The sequence below is a fragment of the Micromonospora sp. CPCC 205539 genome, assembly GCF_036906815.1.
Taxonomy (GTDB): Bacteria; Actinomycetota; Actinomycetes; order Mycobacteriales; family Micromonosporaceae; genus Micromonospora.
On the sequence record NZ_JBAKHW010000030.1, the window covers coordinates 58,640 to 74,672 of the forward strand.

A 16,033-nucleotide genomic window follows, 5' to 3' on the forward strand; every position below is an offset into this window, starting at 1 on the left:
GATTCGCCGTAGGCTTTCTGTCATGCGCCATGAGTGGCATCAGCTGAGCCATCCCGCGGTGGGCAGCCCGGGCCTGCAGACCAGCCGACCGACCATCGACTCCGCCGAGGACGCCGCCCTCGGCCTGGACCGATGGCGGGAGTTGCCCCGTGAGCAGGTCCCGCCGTGGCCCGACCCGGCCACCGTCGCCGAGGTCTGCACGGTGCTCGACACCGTGCCGTCGGTCGTCGCGCCCTACGAGGTGGACCAGCTCCGGCAGAAGCTCGCCCTGGTCTGCGAGGGAAAGGCGTTCCTGCTCCAGGGTGGCGACTGCGCCGAGACCTTCGTCGACAACACCGAGAGCCACCTGCTGGCCAACGCCCGCACCCTGCTCCAGATGGCGATCGTGCTCACGTACGGCGCGTCACTGCCGGTGGTCAAGGTCGCCCGGGTCGCGGGGCAGTACACCAAGCCCCGGTCGCTGCCCACCGACGCCCGTGGCCTGCCCGCCTACCGCGGCGACATGATCAATTCGCTGGAGGCCGATCCGGCCGCCCGGGTCGCCGACCCGCAGCGCATGATCCGGGCGTACGCCAACTCGGCGGCGGCCATGAACATGCTCCGGGCGTACCTCGCCGGCGGGCTGGCCGATCTGCACGCGGTGCACGACTGGAACAAGGGCTTCGTGAAGAACTCCCCGGCGGGGGAGCGCTACGAGGCGATCGCCCGGGAGATCGACCGGGCGCTGGCCTTCATCCGGGCCTGCGGGATGACCGACGACGAGGCGCTGCGCACCGTCACGCTCTACTGCTCCCACGAGGCGCTCGCCCTCGAGTACGACCGGGCACTCACCCGGGTCTCGGACCGCCGGGCCTACGGGCTCTCCGGGCACTTCCTCTGGGTCGGTGAGCGCACCCGGCAGATCGGCGGCGCGCACATCGACTTCATCTCCCGGATCGCCAACCCGATCGGCGTCAAGCTCGGCCCGACCACCTCCCCGGACGAGGCGATCGAGCTGTGCGAAAAGCTCAATCCGGACAATGTGCCGGGCCGGCTCACGCTGATCAGCCGGATGGGCAACCACCGGGTGCGCGACGCCCTGCCGCCGATCGTCGCCAAGGTCACCGCCGCCGGCGCCAAGGTGGTCTGGCAGTGCGACCCGATGCACGGCAACACGCACGAGTCGTCCAACGGCTACAAGACCCGGCACTTCGACCGCATCGTCGACGAGGTGCTCGGCTACTTCGAGGTGCACCGCGGGCTGGACACCCACCCCGGTGGCCTGCACGTCGAGTTGACCGGCGAGGACGTCACCGAATGCCTCGGCGGCGCCCAGGGCATCGAGGACCTCGACCTGCCCGACCGGTACGAAACCGCCTGCGACCCCCGACTGAACACCCAACAGTCGCTGGAGCTGGCCTTCCTGGTAGCGGAGATGCTCCGTGGCTGACGCGAGGAGCGAGCCGGTGAGCCCCGCAGCCGGCAGCGAGAGGACAACTGTGGCTGACACGATCGTGGACCTGCGGTCCGACACGGTGACCCGGCCGACCGCCGGTATGCGGGAGGCGATGGCCACCGCCGAGGTCGGTGACGACGTCTACGGCGAGGACCCGACCGTCAACGCGTTGGAGGCCGAGGTCGCCGCGCTGTTCGGGCACGAGGCGGCACTGTTCGCCCCGAGCGGGTCGATGGCCAACCAGATCGCCCTGCAACTGCTGGTCGCGCCCGGCAACGAACTGCTCTGCGACGCCGACGCGCACGTGGTGACGTACGAGATCGGCGCCGCGGCCGTGTACGGCGGCATCTCCTCGCGGACCTGGCCCGCGATCGGCGCGGACGTCGACCCGGAGACGGTCGCCCAGATGATCCGACCGGACGGCTACTTCGCCGTCCCCACCCGGGCGATCGCCGTCGAGCAGACCCACAACCGGGGCGGCGGCGGGGTGATCCCGCTGGCCACCCTGCGGGAGCTGCGCCAGGTCGCCGACGACGCGGGCGTGGCGCTGCACTGCGACGGTGCCCGTATCTGGCACGCCCACGTCGCCGACGGGGTGCCGCTTATCGAGTACGGCCGACTCTTCGACACGCTCTCGGTCTGCCTCTCCAAGGGCCTCGGCGCGCCGGTCGGTTCCCTGGTGGTGGGCAGCGCGGAGAAGATCGGGCAGGCCCGGCTGATCCGCAAGCGGATGGGCGGCGGCATGCGTCAGGCCGGCATCCTCGCCGCCGCCGGTCGGTACGCCCTGGCGAACCACATCGACCGGCTGTCCGAGGACCACGCCAGGGCTGCCCGGCTCGCCGAGGTGGTCGCGCCGTTCGGTGTGCTCGCCACCGCGGTCCGCACCAACCTGGTTCCGCTGGACCTGACCAAGCACGCGCTGGACGCCCCCGCCCTGGCCGCCGCCGCGCGGGCCGAGGGCGTACTGATCTCGGTGCTCGGCCCGCGTACCGCCCGCCTGGTCACCCACCTGGGCCTCGACGACGCTGGCGTCACCCGCGCCGCCGCCGTCCTGGCGCGTCTCCTGGCCGCCTGACCTCGCAGGACCTGGCGTCCCCGCGCGCCGCTCGCCTCGCGCTCCGCGCGAGGCACGCTCCGGGCCGCCTGACCCCGCGCGACCTGGCATCCCCGCGCGCCGCTCGCCTCGCGCTCCGCGCGAGGCACGCTCCGCGCGAGGCACGCTCCGGGCCGCTTGATCGTGCTCGATCCTGGATGTAGTGGCCTCGAGCACGCGCCGAGGCCACTACATCCACGATGTAGCGGCCTCGTGATCAGGGCGGCCGCACCGCCGACCGGGGGAGCGGGTGGTGGCCTCGTGATCAGGGCGGCGTGGACCGGCGACAGCGGGAGCGGGCGGGTGGCCTCGTGATCAGGGCGGCCGCACCGCCGACTGCGGGAGCGGGCGGGTGGGAGCGTCAGGGGTGGAGGCGGTTGAGGGTGGAGATGTCGGCGGCGTGGCCGATGGCCTTCTCGCTGGGCGTCTCCACGATCACCGGGACGCCGGCCGTGGCCGGGTGGGCCATCAGCTCGGCGAAGGCCGGCTCGCCGATGGTGCCCTTGCCGATGTTCTCGTGCCGGTCCCGGGTGGAGCCGCACAGATCCTTCGAGTCGTTGGCGTGCACCAGCCGCAGTCGGTCCGCGCCGACGGTGGCCACCAGCGTGTCCAGGGTCGCCGTCATGCCGCCCTCGGCCGCCAGGTCGTGGCCGGCCGCCCAGGCGTGGCAGGTGTCGAAGCAGACCCCGAGCATGGGGTGCCGGTCCACCGCGTCCAGGTAGGGCCCGAGCTGCTCCACCCGGGAGGCGAGCGACCGCCCGCCGCCCGCGCTCGGTTCGACCAGCAGCATCGGCCCGCCAGTCTCGGCCGCCCAGTCCAGCAGGGGCAGCAATCGCTCCCGGACCTGCCGCATCGCCGCTTCGGCGTGCCCCTCGTCCACCGAACTACCCGCGTGGAACACCACCGCGCGGGCACCGATCGCCGCGCCCCGGCGTAGCGCGTGCGCCAGCGTCTCGGCCGAGCGCTCGACCGTGGCCTGGGTGGGTGAGCCGAGGTTGACCAGCAGCGCGGCGTGGATGAAGGACGGGACGCCGCGCTCGGCACAGCCGTCGCGGAACAGCGCGTCCTGCACCGGGTCGCCGGCGGGCAGCGCCCAGCCCCGGGAGTTGGAGACGTAGACCTGCACCGCCTTGGCGCCGGTCGTGTCGAGATAGGGAAGGGCCGCCTTCGCGAGCCCGCCGGAGGTCGGGGTGTGCGCGCCCACCGGACGCGAGCAGACGGCCGGCATCAGAAGCACGTGATCGTGACGGGGGTGCCCGGAGGCACCGGCGAATTCTCGGTCGGAAGCTGGAGTCGGACCACGGCGTTCGGGTTGACCGCGATCACCACGGGGAAGCCCTGGCTCTCCAGCACCTGCTTGGCCTGCAAGCAGGGCAGGTCGATGACCCGGGGCACGACCACTTGCGCCGGGCCCTTGCTGACGTCCACCTTGACCTGGGTGCCCTTTTCCACGCCGGTGCCGTCGGACGGGCTCTGACCGAGGATCTCGTCCTTGGGCTTGTCGGAATCCTTGTAGGTCTCCACCAGCTCCAGCTTGAGCTGGGCCAGGATGGTCTTGGCCTCGGCCAGGGTCTTGCCGACCAGGTTCGGGACCGTGGCCGGCGCCCTGCCCTTGCTCAGGATGAGGGTGACCTTCGCGCCCGGTTTGACCTCGGTGCCCACCTTGGGGGAGCTGTCCACCACGACCCCGGCCGGCAGGTTGTCGTCGTAACGGGCGGTGCCCTTGGCCACCACCAGCTTCGCGTTGACCAGGTCGGCCTCGGCCAGCTCGAACTCCTTGCCGACCACGTCCGGCACGCCGAAGCGCTCCGGGCCGAGCGAGAGGACCAGGGTGACGGTGCTGCCCTTGACGATCCGAGAGGCCGATGCCGGGTCCTGCCCGAGCACGCTGTCCTTGGGGGCCTTCTCGTCGTAGCGTGGCTCGCCGAACTTCAGGACGAGCCCGGCGCGGTCGGCCTGCGCCTGCGCGTCCGCCTTGCTCAGGCTGACCAACTGCGGGGCGACCGTGTAGCGACCGACGCCGAACCACCAGCCGCCGAGCGCTGCCACCAGACCGAGCACCACCACCACGGCCCCGACGGCGAGCCGGCCCTGCGGGTGGCCCAGCACGCGACTGCGCAGCGCGCCGAGCCGTGCCCCCAGGCTCTCGGCCGGCTCCGGTGCGGCCCTGCGCCGACCCGGCCCCTGACCGTTCTCGGGCAGCCGGGCCCAGGCCGGACGCTCAGCCGGGCGGACCGCGGCGACCACCATGGTCGGCTGGGACAACGGCGGCTGGTCGGTCACCCGGCGCAGCACGGCGGTACGGCTGTTGGCGTCACCCAGGTCGTCCCGGGCCACCTGCACCTCGGCCAGGAACGCGCCGGCGTCGGTGGGCCGGGCGCCCGGATCGCGACGGGTGGCCCGCTGAACGAGATCGTCGAGGGTCGACGGCAGGCCCGGCACCAGCGTCGACGGTGCTGGCACGTCTCGGTCGACGTGCTGCCAGGCGACGTCCACCGGGCGGTCCCCGTCGTACGGCACCCGACCGGTGAGCATCTCGAACAGCACGATGCCGGCCGAGTAGACGTCGGTACGCGGGTCGGCTCGGCCCTCGGTGACCAGTTCCGGGGCGACGTACGCCACGGTGGCCATCAGCTGGTTGCCCTGCTCGTCGTCGGCGCTCGCCTCGACGGCCCGGGCCAGCCCGAAGTCGGCCACCTTGACGACGCTGTCGACCAGGTTGGCGACGCCGCCGGTGGGTGCCTCGGCGACCAGCACGTTCTCCGGCTTGACGTCGCGGTGCACCAGGCCGGCCCGGTGCGCGGCGGCGATCGCGGCGAGCATCTGCTCGGCGATGGCCAGCGCCTCGTCCGGGTTGAGTCGGCGCCGCTCGGCCAGCACGTCGCGCAGCGTGCGGCCGCGGACGTACTCCATCACCAGGTACGGAAGGCCGGCATGGGTGCCCTGGTCGTAGACCGCCACCACGTTGGGGTGGGTCAGCCGGGCGATGGTCTTCGCCTCGTCGGTGAACCGGGCCACGAAGTTGGCGATCCGGGCCCGAGCCTCGGGCGCCTGAGTCGGATGAATGATCTTGACAGCGACGGTGCGCTCGAGGCGCTCGTCGGTGGCGGTGTACACGGTCGCCATGCCGCCACGGGCCACGCGACCGCGAATGCGGTAGCGCCCGTCAATCAGCGAGCCCAGCAACGTGTCGGCGACCTGTGTGTCCATCGGCAGCGAGTCTATGTGTCCAGGAGGCGAAGGTTTAACAGGATGCTACAGCCGAGTGGCGACCGAATCTGTCCCGCCGCGCTCGCGGCCCCTCTCTCCGCTGGTCACCGACGGTTCGTGACCCGGTCCAGACCTGTCCTGCGGGGTGCCGGTGACCCGCCCCGGCAGCGGCGTGACAGGGTGATCGGGTGACCGAACCCGTACCCTCCGGCCAGGCCGTGCCCGGCCCCGAGCTCGCCGGACCCGCCGACCCGGCCGCCTGGATCACCCTGCCCGACGTCGCCGAGCGCCTCGACGTGTCGATCAGCAAGGTGCACCAGATGATCCGCGACCGGGAGTTGCTGGCGGTCCGCCGCGACGGCATCCGCCGGATACCGGCGGACCTGGTGGCCAATCAGACCGTGCTCAAGCACCTGCCCGGTGTGCTCAACCTGCTCCTCGACGCCGGCTACGACGACGAGGCCGCGCTGCGCTGGCTCTACGAGCCGGACGACATCCTCCCCGGTGGCACCCCGGCCGCCGCCCTGTCGGGCGACCAGGCCCGCGAGGTGAAACGCCGAGCCCAAGCCCTGGGCTTCTGACCCCGGCGGGCCCTGCGGCCCACCCCATCCTGCGTTGATCATGAGGTTAGCGGCGCGACACGCCGAGGCGGATCGCCGCTAACCTCATGATCGACCGCGAAAGCCGGGCCGGGCCGGGCCGCAGCCGGGCCGCAGCCGGGCCGCAGCCGGGGGTTAGTCGGTGCGGCGGGTTGCGGCTATGGCGAGGTCCACCAGGGTCTGGCGGGCCTCGGTGTCCAGGTCGACGGCGGCCAGGGCCGCCAGTGCGGTGTCGGTGAGGGTGGCGATCCGCTGTTCGGTGCGGGCCAGCGCCCCGCTCGCGGAGATCACCTCACGCACCCGGGCCACCCCCTGGTCGTCCAGATCCGGGTCACCGAGCCTGCCGAGCAGCAGCGCCCGACCGGCGTCGTCGGTGGTCTCCACGGCCGCTGCCACCAGGTACGTGCGCTTGCCCTCACGCAGGTCGTCCCCGGCCGGCTTGCCGGTCTGCGCCGGATCCCCGAAGACCCCCAACACGTCGTCGCGGAGCTGGAACGCCTCACCCAGTGGCAGCCCGTACGCCGAGTACGCCGACCGGATGTCAGCCGTCGCGTCGGCCAGCGCGGCCCCGAGCAGCAGCGGACGCTCGACGGTGTACTTCGCGGACTTGTACCGGGCGACCTTCCCGGCCCGTTCCACCGAGGTGTCGCCGGTGACCTGGGTCAGCACGTCGAGGTACTGCCCGACGGTGACCTCGGTGCGCATCTCGTCGAAGACCGGCCGGGCCCGGGCCACCGCCTGCGGATCCAGCCCGGCGGAGTGCAGCAACTCGTCGGACCAGACCAGGCAGAGATCGCCGAGCAGGATCGCCGCGGCGTCGCCGAACCCGTCCGCGTCGCCGCCCCAGCCAGCGGCGCGGTGCCGGGCGGCGAACCGCCGGTGCACCGCCGGCTCGCCGCGCCGGGTGTCGGAGCGGTCCATCAGATCGTCGTGGATCAAGGCGCTGGCCTGCACGAACTCCAACGCGGCCAGGGCGGTGAGCACCTGGTCGCCGTCCACCCCGCCGGCACCGCGGAACCCCCAGTACGCGAAGGCCGGACGCAGCCGCTTGCCACCGCCGAGCACGAACGCCTCGATCGCCTCCGCCACCGGCACCAGGGCGTCGTCCACGCCGGTCAACCGGACCCGTTGGCTGGCCAGGAACTCGGTGAGGGCCTTGTCGACCCGCTGCCGCAGGCCGGCACGGTCGACGGGAGACACGGGAGCAGCGTGGGTCACGTGACGACGCTAGCCGGTCCCCGTTCGACGCGCTCCACCGCCACGCGTGCCAGCCCGCGCGCCAGCGCGGCCCGGGCCCGTCCGCGTGGCCGACCGGGCGGCGGTGGCTCGGCCCGGAACGGTGGACGTCGTCCGGCCGGCCCGCCGGGCGTACGCGGCGGCCTCGGCGAGCACCACCAACGGCACGTCCAGCACGACGGCGAGCCAGCCGAGCCAGAATCCTCCCGGTATGCGCCGCTGTCGTTCCCATCGGGAGATCTCGTGCCGGCTCAACGTCGGCACACCGGCGGCGGCACACAACTCGGTGGCGGTGCGCTGCTGGCTCCAGCCCCGGGCCAACCGACAGCGGGCCAGCAGCAACCCGAGCTGTGCCGGGCGTGACGGTGGGGGCGGGGTCATCGGTCCTCCAGGCGGGGCGTCGGTGCGGTGACGACCCGCCCGCCCGACGGGACGGACCGGCGCCACCGGTCGGCTGCTGACCCCCACGCGAGCCCCCGGGGCCGCCCCCACCGCCCCTCCCGCGCCACCCATTCCTACCCCGCGGGTACGACGGCTTTCCGCCCGTCGGGCCCGGACCGGGGGTGCCGTCGGGCGCGGGGACCCGTCGATCCACGACCCGGCGTGGGAACCACCTGGGTCGCGGGGAAGCCGCCCGCTAGAGTCGGGGCGTGGCGCTCGGTCTTCCCTCGATACTCCCCAATCCGCAGCCGGCGATCGGGGAGCTCATCCGCGACCGCCAGCCGACCTTCTCGTTCGAGTTCTTCCCACCCAAGACCGAGGCGGGTGAGCAGCTCCTCTGGCAGGCGATCCGCGAGCTGGAGTCGCTGCGTCCGTCGTTCGTCTCGATCACCTACGGGGCGGGCGGCTCGACCCGGGACACCACCGTGGCGGTGACCGAGCGGATCGCCACCGACACCACCCTGCTGCCGTTGGCCCACCTGACCGCGGTCAACCACTCCGTCGCCGAGCTGCGGCACGTGATCGGTCGGCTCGCCGGGGTGGGGGTGCGCAACGTGCTGGCGGTGCGCGGCGACCCGCCCGGCAATCCGGGCGGCGAGTGGGTCCGCCATCCCGAGGGCGTGGACTACGCCGAGGACCTGGTCCGCCTGGTCCGCGACGCCGGTGACTTCAGCGTGGGCGTGGCGGCCTTCCCGTACAAGCATCCCCGCTCGCCCGACGTGGCCAGCGACACCGCGCACTTCATCCGCAAGTGCCGGGCCGGCGCCGAGTTCGCGATCACGCAGATGTTCTTCGACGTCGACGACTATCTGCGGCTGCGCGACCGGGTCGCCGCCGCCGGTTGCGACACCCCGATCCTGGCCGGGGTGATGCCGGTGACCCAGATCGGCACCATCGAACGGTCCGTGCAGCTCTCCGGTGCGCCCTTCCCGCCGGCGCTGGCGGCGCGCTTCGAGCGGGTCGCCGACGACCCGGAGGCCGTCCGCCGGCTCGGCATCGAGCAGGCCAGCGAGATGTGCCGCCGGCTGCTCGACGAGGGCGTGCCGGGGATCCACTTCATCACCCTCAACCGGTCCACCGCGACCCGCGAGGTCTGGCAGCACATCCAGGCCGGCGCGCGGGTGTGACGGCGGGTCTGCGACACCTGATGCCCGACACGACGGTTGATCCGTGGTGGGAACACAGCTGAACTGGGACCAGTACGCCACGGCGTGGGCGCGGCTGCACGGTGGGTTCGACCCCCGATCCGCCGCGCCGGTGGTACGCGCCTGGCTGCGGTTCGCGTACCACGTCGGGTATGTGCTGGGCCGGCTGCGGGTCGGCCCCACCGCCGTCACGGTGGCCGGGGTGGTGCTCTGCTTCTGCGTACCGCTGCTGGTGACCCGGCCGGGGGACGGGCCGTTCCTCGGCGCGCTGTTCGTGCTGCTCGCGGCCGTGGCGGACAGCGTGGACGGAGCGGTGGCGGTGGCCACCGACCGCACCACCCGGCTCGGCTACGTCTACGACTCGGTCGCCGACCGGCTCGGTGAGGTGGCCTGGCTGCTGGCGTTCTGGCTGGTGGGCGCGCCGGGCGCGCTGGTCGTCGCGGCTGGTGCGCTGTCCTGGCTGCACGAGTACGTCCGGGCCCGGGCGGTCTCCGCCGGCATGCGAGAGATCGGCGCGGTGACCGTGGGCGAACGCCCCACCCGCGTCTCGGTGGCCCTGGTCGGGTTGCTGGTCGCCGGGCTGACCGGGCTGATCGATGCGGACCTGGCCGCCGGCACCATCACCATGGCGACCGCGGTGTGGGTGCTGCTGGCCGGCTTCGGCCTGGGGCAGTTGCTCTCCACCATCCGCCGCGCACTGCTCAACGCCGGCTGAGCGCCGGGGCCCCTACCAGGCGGGGCCGATCTCGTCGGCGACGATCTGCGCGGAGAGGGTCACCATCGGCAGCCCGCCCCCGGGGTGGCTCGAGCCTCCCACCAGCCACAACCCGTGCGCCGGGCCTCGGTTCGCCGGCCGGAGCAGCCCGCCGGCGGTGCCGTAGATCGAGCCGCCCGGCGCGCCGGTCGCCGCGTCCAGGTCGGCCGGGGTGCGCACCTCGCGGAACAGCAGCCGGTCGCGCACGTCGACGCCGCGCTGCGCCAGCACGTCCAGGATCCGGTCGGCGTACGCGTCGGCCAGCCCCGGGCGACGCCAGTCGACCGCGCCCGTCGCGGTGCCCTGCCGAGCCGCGTTGACCAGCACGAACCACGCCTCGTGCCCGGCCGGGCGGACCATCGGGTCGTCGGCCACGGTGACGAACACCGTCGGGTCGGCCGCCGGCCGGGCCCGTACGCCGCGCCCCGGGTCGCCGAAGACCGCGTCGAACTCGGCGTCGTAGTCGCGCGGGAAGAAGACGTTGTGGTGGGCCAGGCCACTGTCACCGGAGACACCCAGCAACAGCACGAAACCGGCCAGGCTGCGGTCGGCCAGCCCGGCCAGCCGGCGCGGATGCGGCAGCAGGTCGCGGTAGACGGTGAGCGCGTCCACGTTGGCCACCACCACGTCGGCGGGCACCGGCGCGGCGACGCCGGCGAGGCGTACCCCGTGCACCCGGCCCCCGGCGGCGTCGATGCGGGTCACCGCGGCGCCGGTCTGCACGACCACGCCGAGGTCCAGACAGCGGGTCAGCAGCGCGTCGGCGAGCGTGCCCAACCCGCCGCGCAGGTACCAGCCGCCGAAGGTCAGCTCGGCGTAGGGGACCGCGACGAGCGCGGCGGGCGCCCGGCGCGGGTCGGCGCCGGTGTAGGTGGCGTAGCGGTCCAGCAGCATCCGCAGCCGCGGGTCGGACAGGTGGCCGCGGCCCAGCCCGCGCAGGGTGCGCCCCGGAGCGATGGCGGCCAGGTCGCCGACGCGCCAGGCCAGCGACGCGAGGTCGCGGGGGGAGTCGACGGTACGCCGCAGGATGTCCCGCTCGGAGGCGTGCCACACCCGCTCGGCCCGGTGCCACAGCCGCTGCCAGTCGGCCGCCGCCCGGTCACCGAGGACGGCCCCGATCCGGGCGGCGAACTCCACCGGGTCGGCGCAGGAGTCCAGTGCCGGCCCACCGTCGGCGAAGACGTGCCGGACGATCGGGTCCAGCGGGGTCAGGTCCAGGTACTCGTCGAGCTTCGCCCCGGTCGCCTCGAACAGGTCGTGGAACACCTCGGGCAGGGTGAACAGGCTCGGTCCGGTGTCGAAGTGGAACGACCCGACCGGGCTGTCGTGCACGTACCGGCCGAGCTTGCCGCCGACCGTGTCGGCCCGCTCGAAGACGGTCACCTGGTGCCCGGTGGCGGCCAGCCGGGCGGCGGTGGCCAGGCCACCCACCCCGGCGCCGACGACCACGATCCGCGCCATGCCGCATCCCCCTAGCTGACCGGACGGCCCCGCCAGGTCAGGCGACGCCGCTTTCGCAGATGGTACGACCGCAGAGTCAACCAACCGAGGACCACGACCGACACGGGGTGTGCGAGCGCGTCGGGCCACCACCGGCCCCCGGTCGCCCGGGCGGTGAACACCCGCCCGACCACCCCGAGCAGGTACCCGGCCAGACCTGCGACGGCCACCCCCGGCGCGCCGGCGGCCAGGGCGGTCACCGTGATCAGCGGCGGGGCGGTGTAGAGCAGCAGGAGCAGCGCCACCACGGCCGCCGCCGCGCCCGGGTGCCCGAACGACGCCCAGAGCGACTTCGAGTACCCGTCGCGCAGCTGCGGCCAGGTCTCGTACATCCGGCAGCTGGCCAGTCGGGAGCCGTCGGCCAGAGCGATCCGCCCGCCGGCCCGCTTGACCGCTCGGGCCAGCTCGACGTCCTCCAGGATCCTGTCGGCGACCGCGGCGTGCCCGCCGGCGGCGGTGTAGCCGGCCCGGTCCACCACCAGGAACTGCCCGCCCGCCGCGGCCAGCGACGGCCGCGGCGAGCGCTCCATCGCGCGCAGCGGCAGGAAGGTCAGCCAGAGCCACTGCAACAACGGCTGCACCAGGCGGTCGGCCGCCGTCGTCACCACGATCCGGGGGTACGGCGACAGCAGCGTCGCGCGGGCGGCGCGCAGCTCGGTGACCGCCGCCGCCACGGCGTGCGGGGCGAGCACCACGTCGGCGTCGACGAAGACCAGCGCGGTGGCCACCGGGTCGGCTCGGTTGGCCAGTTGCCAGCAGGCGTGTGGCTTGCCCAGCCAGCCCGGCGGCGGGGCGACCCCGGTGAGCAGGGTGACCCGCGGGTCGTCGCCGGCCACCGCGCGGACCACGTCGGCGGTGCCGTCGGTGGACCCGTCGTCGAGGACCACGACGCGCAGCCCGGGTACGCCGCGCTGGGCGAGCAGGGCGCGTAGGCACCCGGTGACCCGGGTGGCCTCGTCACGCAGCGGCAGCAGCACGGCTACCGACTCGCTGATCTCGTCCGGCCGGTCGGTGGGTCGGCGCAGCCAGCGGGTGGCGTTGAGCCAGGTGTGCCCGGTCAGCGCGGCGACGGCGAGCAGCAGGGCGAGCAGGATGGTCATCGGGTCGCGTCGACGCCGGTGCGGTGCCGGTGGCGGTCGTCCCGGTGCGGGTCGCGGGCCCGGCGGGCCCGCAGCAGGGTCACCGCCAGCGGTACGGCGGTGACCGACATGCCGGCCGCGCCCCAGAGTGCGGAGGCGGGCAGGCCGAGGAAGACCGCGTGGGCCAGGATGCTGGAGCCGTACGTCCACAGGTAGAGCGCGATCATCGGGTGGTCCCGCTGGTCGGTGTGCTCGGCGCTCGGCCCGGCCAGCGGGCGGAGCGCGCTCATCAGCAGCACCGCGAAGAGCAGCCAGCCCAGGTAGTTGCTGACCGGGATGCCGGGCAGGCCGGGCAGCGCCGGGCTGGCGTCCCGCCAGACCCAGTAGCCCTCGGAGACCATCTGCGGATCGAGGAAGAGGTCCCAGGCGGCCAACCCCAACGCGGCCAGCGCGACCCGACCCGCCCACCGGCCGGCCGGTGATCCGGTGCCGGCGGTCGGTGATCCGCTGCCGGCGGTCAGCCGGACCGCGGCCAGCCAGGCTGGCCAGGCCATCCAGGTCCAGGCCAGCGGGATGATCAGCGGCACCCCGGCCAGCTTCGGGCCGAGTTCACCGGAGTAGTCGTAGCTGCCGAACGGCACCCCGGTGGCCACCCCGACCGCCTCGATCGCGAACCCGCCGCCGGTGGCCACTGCGACCAGCGCCGACGCGGCCCGCAGACCACGGCTGAGCAGCGCGTGGCCGACCGAGAGCAGCCAGCCGAGCACGACGGTGGCCACGGTGAGACCGGCCCGGGTCGCACCGGTGGTGAGGGGGTAGCAGATCTGGGCGAGCACCAGGACGGCGAGCAGCGTCCAGGAGACCCGCCGCCCGGTCATGACGCCGGAGGCTCGAGCGGCAGGTCCCGGCCGAGCACGCCGAACGGCCGCTCGTCGCCGGGGAAGTGGAAGTCGCGCAGCACGTCGACGAAACCGAACCGCCGGTACAGCCGCCAGGCCCGCGACGTCTGCTCCTCGGCCTCCGGGGTGGACAGCAGCGTGGTGTCGCCCTCGGCCATGCCGAGCAGCGCCCGCAGTTGGCCGGCGCCCAGACCGTGCCCCTGCGCCGGCGGCCGGACGTGCAGCTCGACCACCTCGAAGCAGTGGGTGAGCCACCGCTGCCGGGTCGGCGCGTCCAGCGCCCGGTGCACCTGGTCGTGCCACCACTGGCCGGCCCCGCCCAGATAGCCGTACCCGAAGCCGGCGAGGTGCCCCTCGGTGGTCAGGCTGGCCACGGCCCGGAACCCGGGTCGGCGTACGTGGGTGGCGATGTAACCGCGCCGAGCCTCGAGCAGGTCGGTGCGGTATCCCATCGCCTCACCGTAGACGGCAACCACGTCGTCCAGCCGCCGGACGAGATCGTCCGGCGTCCAGCGCACCAACCTCATGCCCGTTCACCCTTCGCCGTTCCCAGGTCGCCGTCGGAGACCCACCCGAGCACCGTCCGGTCGCCGACCACGTCGCGCACCTCGAACCGCGCGAACAGCTCCTCGGCGTACCAACCCACGGTGGCGGTTCGCATGATCGCCGCCCGGTGCTCCGGGTGACGGTACGCGAACGCCACCAGGTCCGTCGGGTCGCGCCACACGCTCACCGTGCCCTGCCAACCCAGCGGAGCCTCACCGACACCGAACCGGGCCAGCAGCCCCGGCGCGTCGCGCAGGGCGGCGGCCACCGGGGGGATCGCCCGCCAGAAGGTGGCCGTCCGGCGGGCCCGCAGCCGGGCCCGGGTCAGCGCCAGCACCGGCCCGTTGACCCGGCCGCCGGGCGGGTCGCCGAACGGTCGCTGGCCGGACCACTCGCCCCGGCTGCTCAGCGGACGCAGGTCGACCCGGGCGTGGGCGTGGGCGATCCGTGCCCAGGCCCGCCCGACCGGCGAGTCGTCGAAGCCGGCCGCCGCGGCGGGGGAGTCCCAGACGGTCAGCGCCGCCCACCGGGTCAGGTCGGTGTCACCCGGGCCGAAGCCGGTGCCGGTCCCGGTGCCCAGCAGCTTGCCGAACCGGACGCCCGGGAGGGCGCGCAGTCGCCCCCGGTCCACGGCCATCCGGGCCAGCGCCCGGGGCAGCGCGGCACGGGAGGTCCGCCACACGTGCAGGGTGACCAGCTCCGCGACGGCGCTGTGCCCGCTGGTTCGCTCGCTCACGCCACCTCGGCGGAGGTGCCGGCGGTGATCCGCAGCAGCTCGGCGTAGGTGGTCGGGAAGACCGCCTGCGGTACGCCGCCCGCGGCCCAGATCTCCGGGTACGCCGCCAGCGCGGTGTCCACCAGGGTGCGCAGCGGTCGCGGGTGCCCGAGCGGTGCGACCCCGCCGATCGGCTGCCCGGTGTGGGCCCGGACGAACTCCGGGGTGGCCCGGCGCAGTCGGGTGACCCCGATCGATGCGGCCAGGCCGGCGGTGTCCACCCGGTGCGCGCCGGAGGTGAGCACGAGCAGCGGCGCGTCGTCCGCATCGAAGATCAGCGAGTTGGCGATCTGGCCGACCTGGACGCCGAGCGCTTCGGCGGCTGCCGCGGCGGTGTGCACCGCGTCGGGCAGCAGGCGGACCGTGCTGGGCGCACCGGCGCCGTCGAGCGCGTCGGCACCGGTGAGCGCGTCCTGCACCGCCCGTACGTTCGGGTGTGGCTGCATGCCGCCATTCTTCCCGGTCCACCGGCGGCCTGCTCAGCCGCCCACGTCGTGTCCCGCCCGGTCGTGTCCCGCGCGGCGGTCAGGACCGGGCGCGCTCGGTGACCAGCAGCTGCACTCCGTCGAGGATCCGGGACAGCCCGAAGTCGAGTGCCTGGTCGCGGCCATCATGGACGGCGGCCGAGGCCACCGCTTCGAGCAGCGCCGGGAATCGCTGCTCCTGCCCCCGCAGCAGGTCGGACAGCCCTGGTGCCATGGCCTGTTCCGGGGTCTCGGTGGGGATGCCCGCCACCTGCTGGGCGAGGTTGCGGACATGCCCGACCAGGAGCACCACGACGTCGAGCTTCTCGCCGCCGTGCAGGCGGGTGCCGTCCAGTGCGGCGATGGCCCGTTCCATCCACCCCAACTCGTGGGGCCCCAGCACGCGTACGCCGACGGTGGCGGCCACCGCCCACGGGTGCCGGTGGAACCGGTCGTACATCTGCCGTGCCCAGGCGTCCAACTGGTCGCGCCAGGGCGCGTCGACGGGCAGCGCGGGTGGCTCTCCGATCCCGGTCTCGATCATGAGGGCGACGAGTTCGGTCTTGCCCGGCACGTACCGGTAGAGCGCCATCTTGGTCACGTCCAGCGACTCGGCGACCCGTTGCATGGTCACCGCGCCGAGCCCGTCGGCGTCGGCGACCGCGATGCCGGCCTGGGCGATGACGGCCAGGGTGAGCGTGGGTCGGGGTCCGCGTCGTGGCGGGCTCGGCGGCTGCCAGAGCAGATCGACGAGGCGTTGGCGCTGTGTCGCGCCAGTGGCGTCCACCGGGTCCATCGGTCTCCCGTCTCGCTGTCTTGTCCAGGTCGCTGAACTGTGTCTAGAGTAATCTGTATCC

The 16,033-nt window shown here is 73.9% G+C and carries 16 protein-coding genes; 5 read left to right on the top strand and 11 right to left on the bottom strand.

The features are described from left to right. Positions 1-22 precede the first annotated feature (22 nt). Both V6V47_RS23845 and V6V47_RS23850 read left to right on the top strand, forming a co-directional pair. Positions 23-1,429: a class II 3-deoxy-7-phosphoheptulonate synthase gene (locus V6V47_RS23845; RefSeq protein ID WP_334630551.1), complete on the top strand. Its 1,407-nt coding sequence runs from the start codon at positions 23-25 to the stop codon at positions 1,427-1,429. 49 nt (positions 1,430-1,478) lie between these two features. Further along, the gene (locus tag V6V47_RS23850) at positions 1,479-2,510 is read left to right on the top strand and encodes a threonine aldolase family protein (protein ID WP_334630552.1); all 1,032 of its coding nucleotides are present in this window, start codon (positions 1,479-1,481) and stop codon (positions 2,508-2,510) included. A 379-nt stretch (positions 2,511-2,889) separates the two neighbouring features. Here the strand turns inward: V6V47_RS23850 and V6V47_RS23855 are convergent, their stop codons facing one another. Together V6V47_RS23855 and pknB are read right to left on the bottom strand one after the other, a co-directional pair. Then, entirely contained in the window at positions 2,890-3,756 is an 867-nt protein-coding gene (locus tag V6V47_RS23855; protein WP_334630553.1) for a deoxyribonuclease IV, read from the bottom strand. After that, positions 3,756-5,738, bottom strand: coding sequence for a Stk1 family PASTA domain-containing Ser/Thr kinase (pknB, locus tag V6V47_RS23860; RefSeq protein ID WP_334630554.1), 1,983 nt, complete (start codon positions 5,736-5,738; stop codon positions 3,756-3,758). Before pknB ends, V6V47_RS23855 begins: the two co-directional genes overlap by 1 nt. Positions 5,739-5,926: 188 nt before the next feature. On the opposite strand from pknB, the gene V6V47_RS23865 reads away from it, so the two are divergent. Continuing rightward, positions 5,927-6,319, top strand: a complete 393-nt coding sequence (locus V6V47_RS23865) for an Rv2175c family DNA-binding protein (RefSeq protein ID WP_334630555.1) — start codon at positions 5,927-5,929, stop codon at positions 6,317-6,319. Positions 6,320-6,472: 153 nt separating this feature from the next. Here V6V47_RS23865 and V6V47_RS23870 read toward each other — a convergent pair whose 3' ends face one another. Further along, a complete protein-coding gene (locus V6V47_RS23870) occupies positions 6,473-7,555 on the bottom strand; it encodes a polyprenyl synthetase family protein (RefSeq protein WP_334630556.1) in 1,083 nt (360 codons plus the stop codon). A gap of 9 nt (positions 7,556-7,564) precedes the next feature. Next, positions 7,565-7,954 carry a helix-turn-helix transcriptional regulator gene (locus tag V6V47_RS23875; RefSeq protein ID WP_334630557.1) on the bottom strand — a complete coding sequence of 130 codons (390 nt, stop codon included), beginning with the start codon at positions 7,952-7,954 and terminating at the stop codon, positions 7,565-7,567. 269 nt (positions 7,955-8,223) lie between these two features. Here V6V47_RS23875 and metF point away from each other — a divergent pair, with 269 nt between their 5' ends. Together metF and V6V47_RS23885 are read left to right on the top strand one after the other, a co-directional pair. Next, on the top strand, positions 8,224-9,141 hold the full coding sequence (gene metF, locus V6V47_RS23880; protein WP_334630558.1) for a methylenetetrahydrofolate reductase [NAD(P)H]: 918 nt from the start codon (positions 8,224-8,226) through the stop codon (positions 9,139-9,141). 43 nt (positions 9,142-9,184) lie between these two features. Beyond that, on the top strand, positions 9,185-9,874 hold the full coding sequence (locus V6V47_RS23885) for a CDP-alcohol phosphatidyltransferase family protein (protein WP_334630559.1): 690 nt from the start codon (positions 9,185-9,187) through the stop codon (positions 9,872-9,874). A gap of 12 nt (positions 9,875-9,886) precedes the next feature. Here the strand turns inward: V6V47_RS23885 and V6V47_RS23890 are convergent, their stop codons facing one another. From V6V47_RS23890 to V6V47_RS23920, 7 genes are all read right to left on the bottom strand, one after another. Then, on the bottom strand, positions 9,887-11,374 hold the full coding sequence (locus tag V6V47_RS23890; protein ID WP_334630560.1) for a phytoene desaturase family protein: 1,488 nt from the start codon (positions 11,372-11,374) through the stop codon (positions 9,887-9,889). Between the two features lie 11 nt (positions 11,375-11,385). Beyond that, positions 11,386-12,513 carry a glycosyltransferase gene (locus V6V47_RS23895; protein WP_334630561.1) on the bottom strand — a complete coding sequence of 376 codons (1,128 nt, stop codon included), beginning with the start codon at positions 12,511-12,513 and terminating at the stop codon, positions 11,386-11,388. Next, complete coding sequence (locus V6V47_RS23900; protein WP_334630562.1) at positions 12,510-13,370, bottom strand: carotenoid biosynthesis protein; 861 nt, start codon at positions 13,368-13,370, stop codon at positions 12,510-12,512. Before V6V47_RS23900 ends, V6V47_RS23895 begins: the two co-directional genes overlap by 4 nt. Beyond that, positions 13,367-13,918: a GNAT family N-acetyltransferase gene (locus tag V6V47_RS23905; protein ID WP_334630563.1), complete on the bottom strand. Its 552-nt coding sequence runs from the start codon at positions 13,916-13,918 to the stop codon at positions 13,367-13,369. The genes V6V47_RS23900 and V6V47_RS23905 overlap by 4 nt, the downstream gene beginning before the upstream one ends. Beyond that, the gene (locus tag V6V47_RS23910) at positions 13,915-14,673 is read right to left on the bottom strand and encodes a monooxygenase (protein WP_334630564.1); all 759 of its coding nucleotides are present in this window, start codon (positions 14,671-14,673) and stop codon (positions 13,915-13,917) included. The genes V6V47_RS23905 and V6V47_RS23910 overlap by 4 nt, the downstream gene beginning before the upstream one ends. Then, positions 14,670-15,158 carry a YbaK/EbsC family protein gene (locus tag V6V47_RS23915; protein ID WP_334630565.1) on the bottom strand — a complete coding sequence of 163 codons (489 nt, stop codon included), beginning with the start codon at positions 15,156-15,158 and terminating at the stop codon, positions 14,670-14,672. Before V6V47_RS23915 ends, V6V47_RS23910 begins: the two co-directional genes overlap by 4 nt. A 79-nt stretch (positions 15,159-15,237) precedes the next feature. After that, positions 15,238-15,972, bottom strand: coding sequence for a TetR/AcrR family transcriptional regulator (locus tag V6V47_RS23920; protein ID WP_334630566.1), 735 nt, complete (start codon positions 15,970-15,972; stop codon positions 15,238-15,240). Positions 15,973-16,033: the final 61 nt, after the last annotated feature.

Bases quoted from the DNA above. Each gene is read 5' to 3' on its own strand.
- V6V47_RS23920 (WP_334630566.1), bottom strand. From the start codon at position 15,972: ATGGACCCGGTGGACGCCACTGGCGCGACACAGCGCCAACGCCTCGTC.
- pknB (WP_334630554.1), bottom strand. From the start codon at position 5,738: ATGGACACACAGGTCGCCGACACGTTGCTGGGCTCGCTGATTGACGGG.
- V6V47_RS23915 (WP_334630565.1), bottom strand. From the start codon at position 15,158: ATGCAGCCACACCCGAACGTACGGGCGGTGCAGGACGCGCTCACCGGT.
- V6V47_RS23895 (WP_334630561.1), bottom strand. From the start codon at position 12,513: ATGACCATCCTGCTCGCCCTGCTGCTCGCCGTCGCCGCGCTGACCGGG.
- V6V47_RS23905 (WP_334630563.1), bottom strand. From the start codon at position 13,918: ATGAGGTTGGTGCGCTGGACGCCGGACGATCTCGTCCGGCGGCTGGAC.
- V6V47_RS23900 (WP_334630562.1), bottom strand. From the start codon at position 13,370: ATGACCGGGCGGCGGGTCTCCTGGACGCTGCTCGCCGTCCTGGTGCTC.
- V6V47_RS23845 (WP_334630551.1), top strand. From the start codon at position 23: ATGCGCCATGAGTGGCATCAGCTGAGCCATCCCGCGGTGGGCAGCCCG.
- V6V47_RS23890 (WP_334630560.1), bottom strand. From the start codon at position 11,374: ATGGCGCGGATCGTGGTCGTCGGCGCCGGGGTGGGTGGCCTGGCCACC.
- V6V47_RS23875 (WP_334630557.1), bottom strand. From the start codon at position 7,954: ATGACCCCGCCCCCACCGTCACGCCCGGCACAGCTCGGGTTGCTGCTG.
- V6V47_RS23855 (WP_334630553.1), bottom strand. From the start codon at position 3,756: ATGCCGGCCGTCTGCTCGCGTCCGGTGGGCGCGCACACCCCGACCTCC.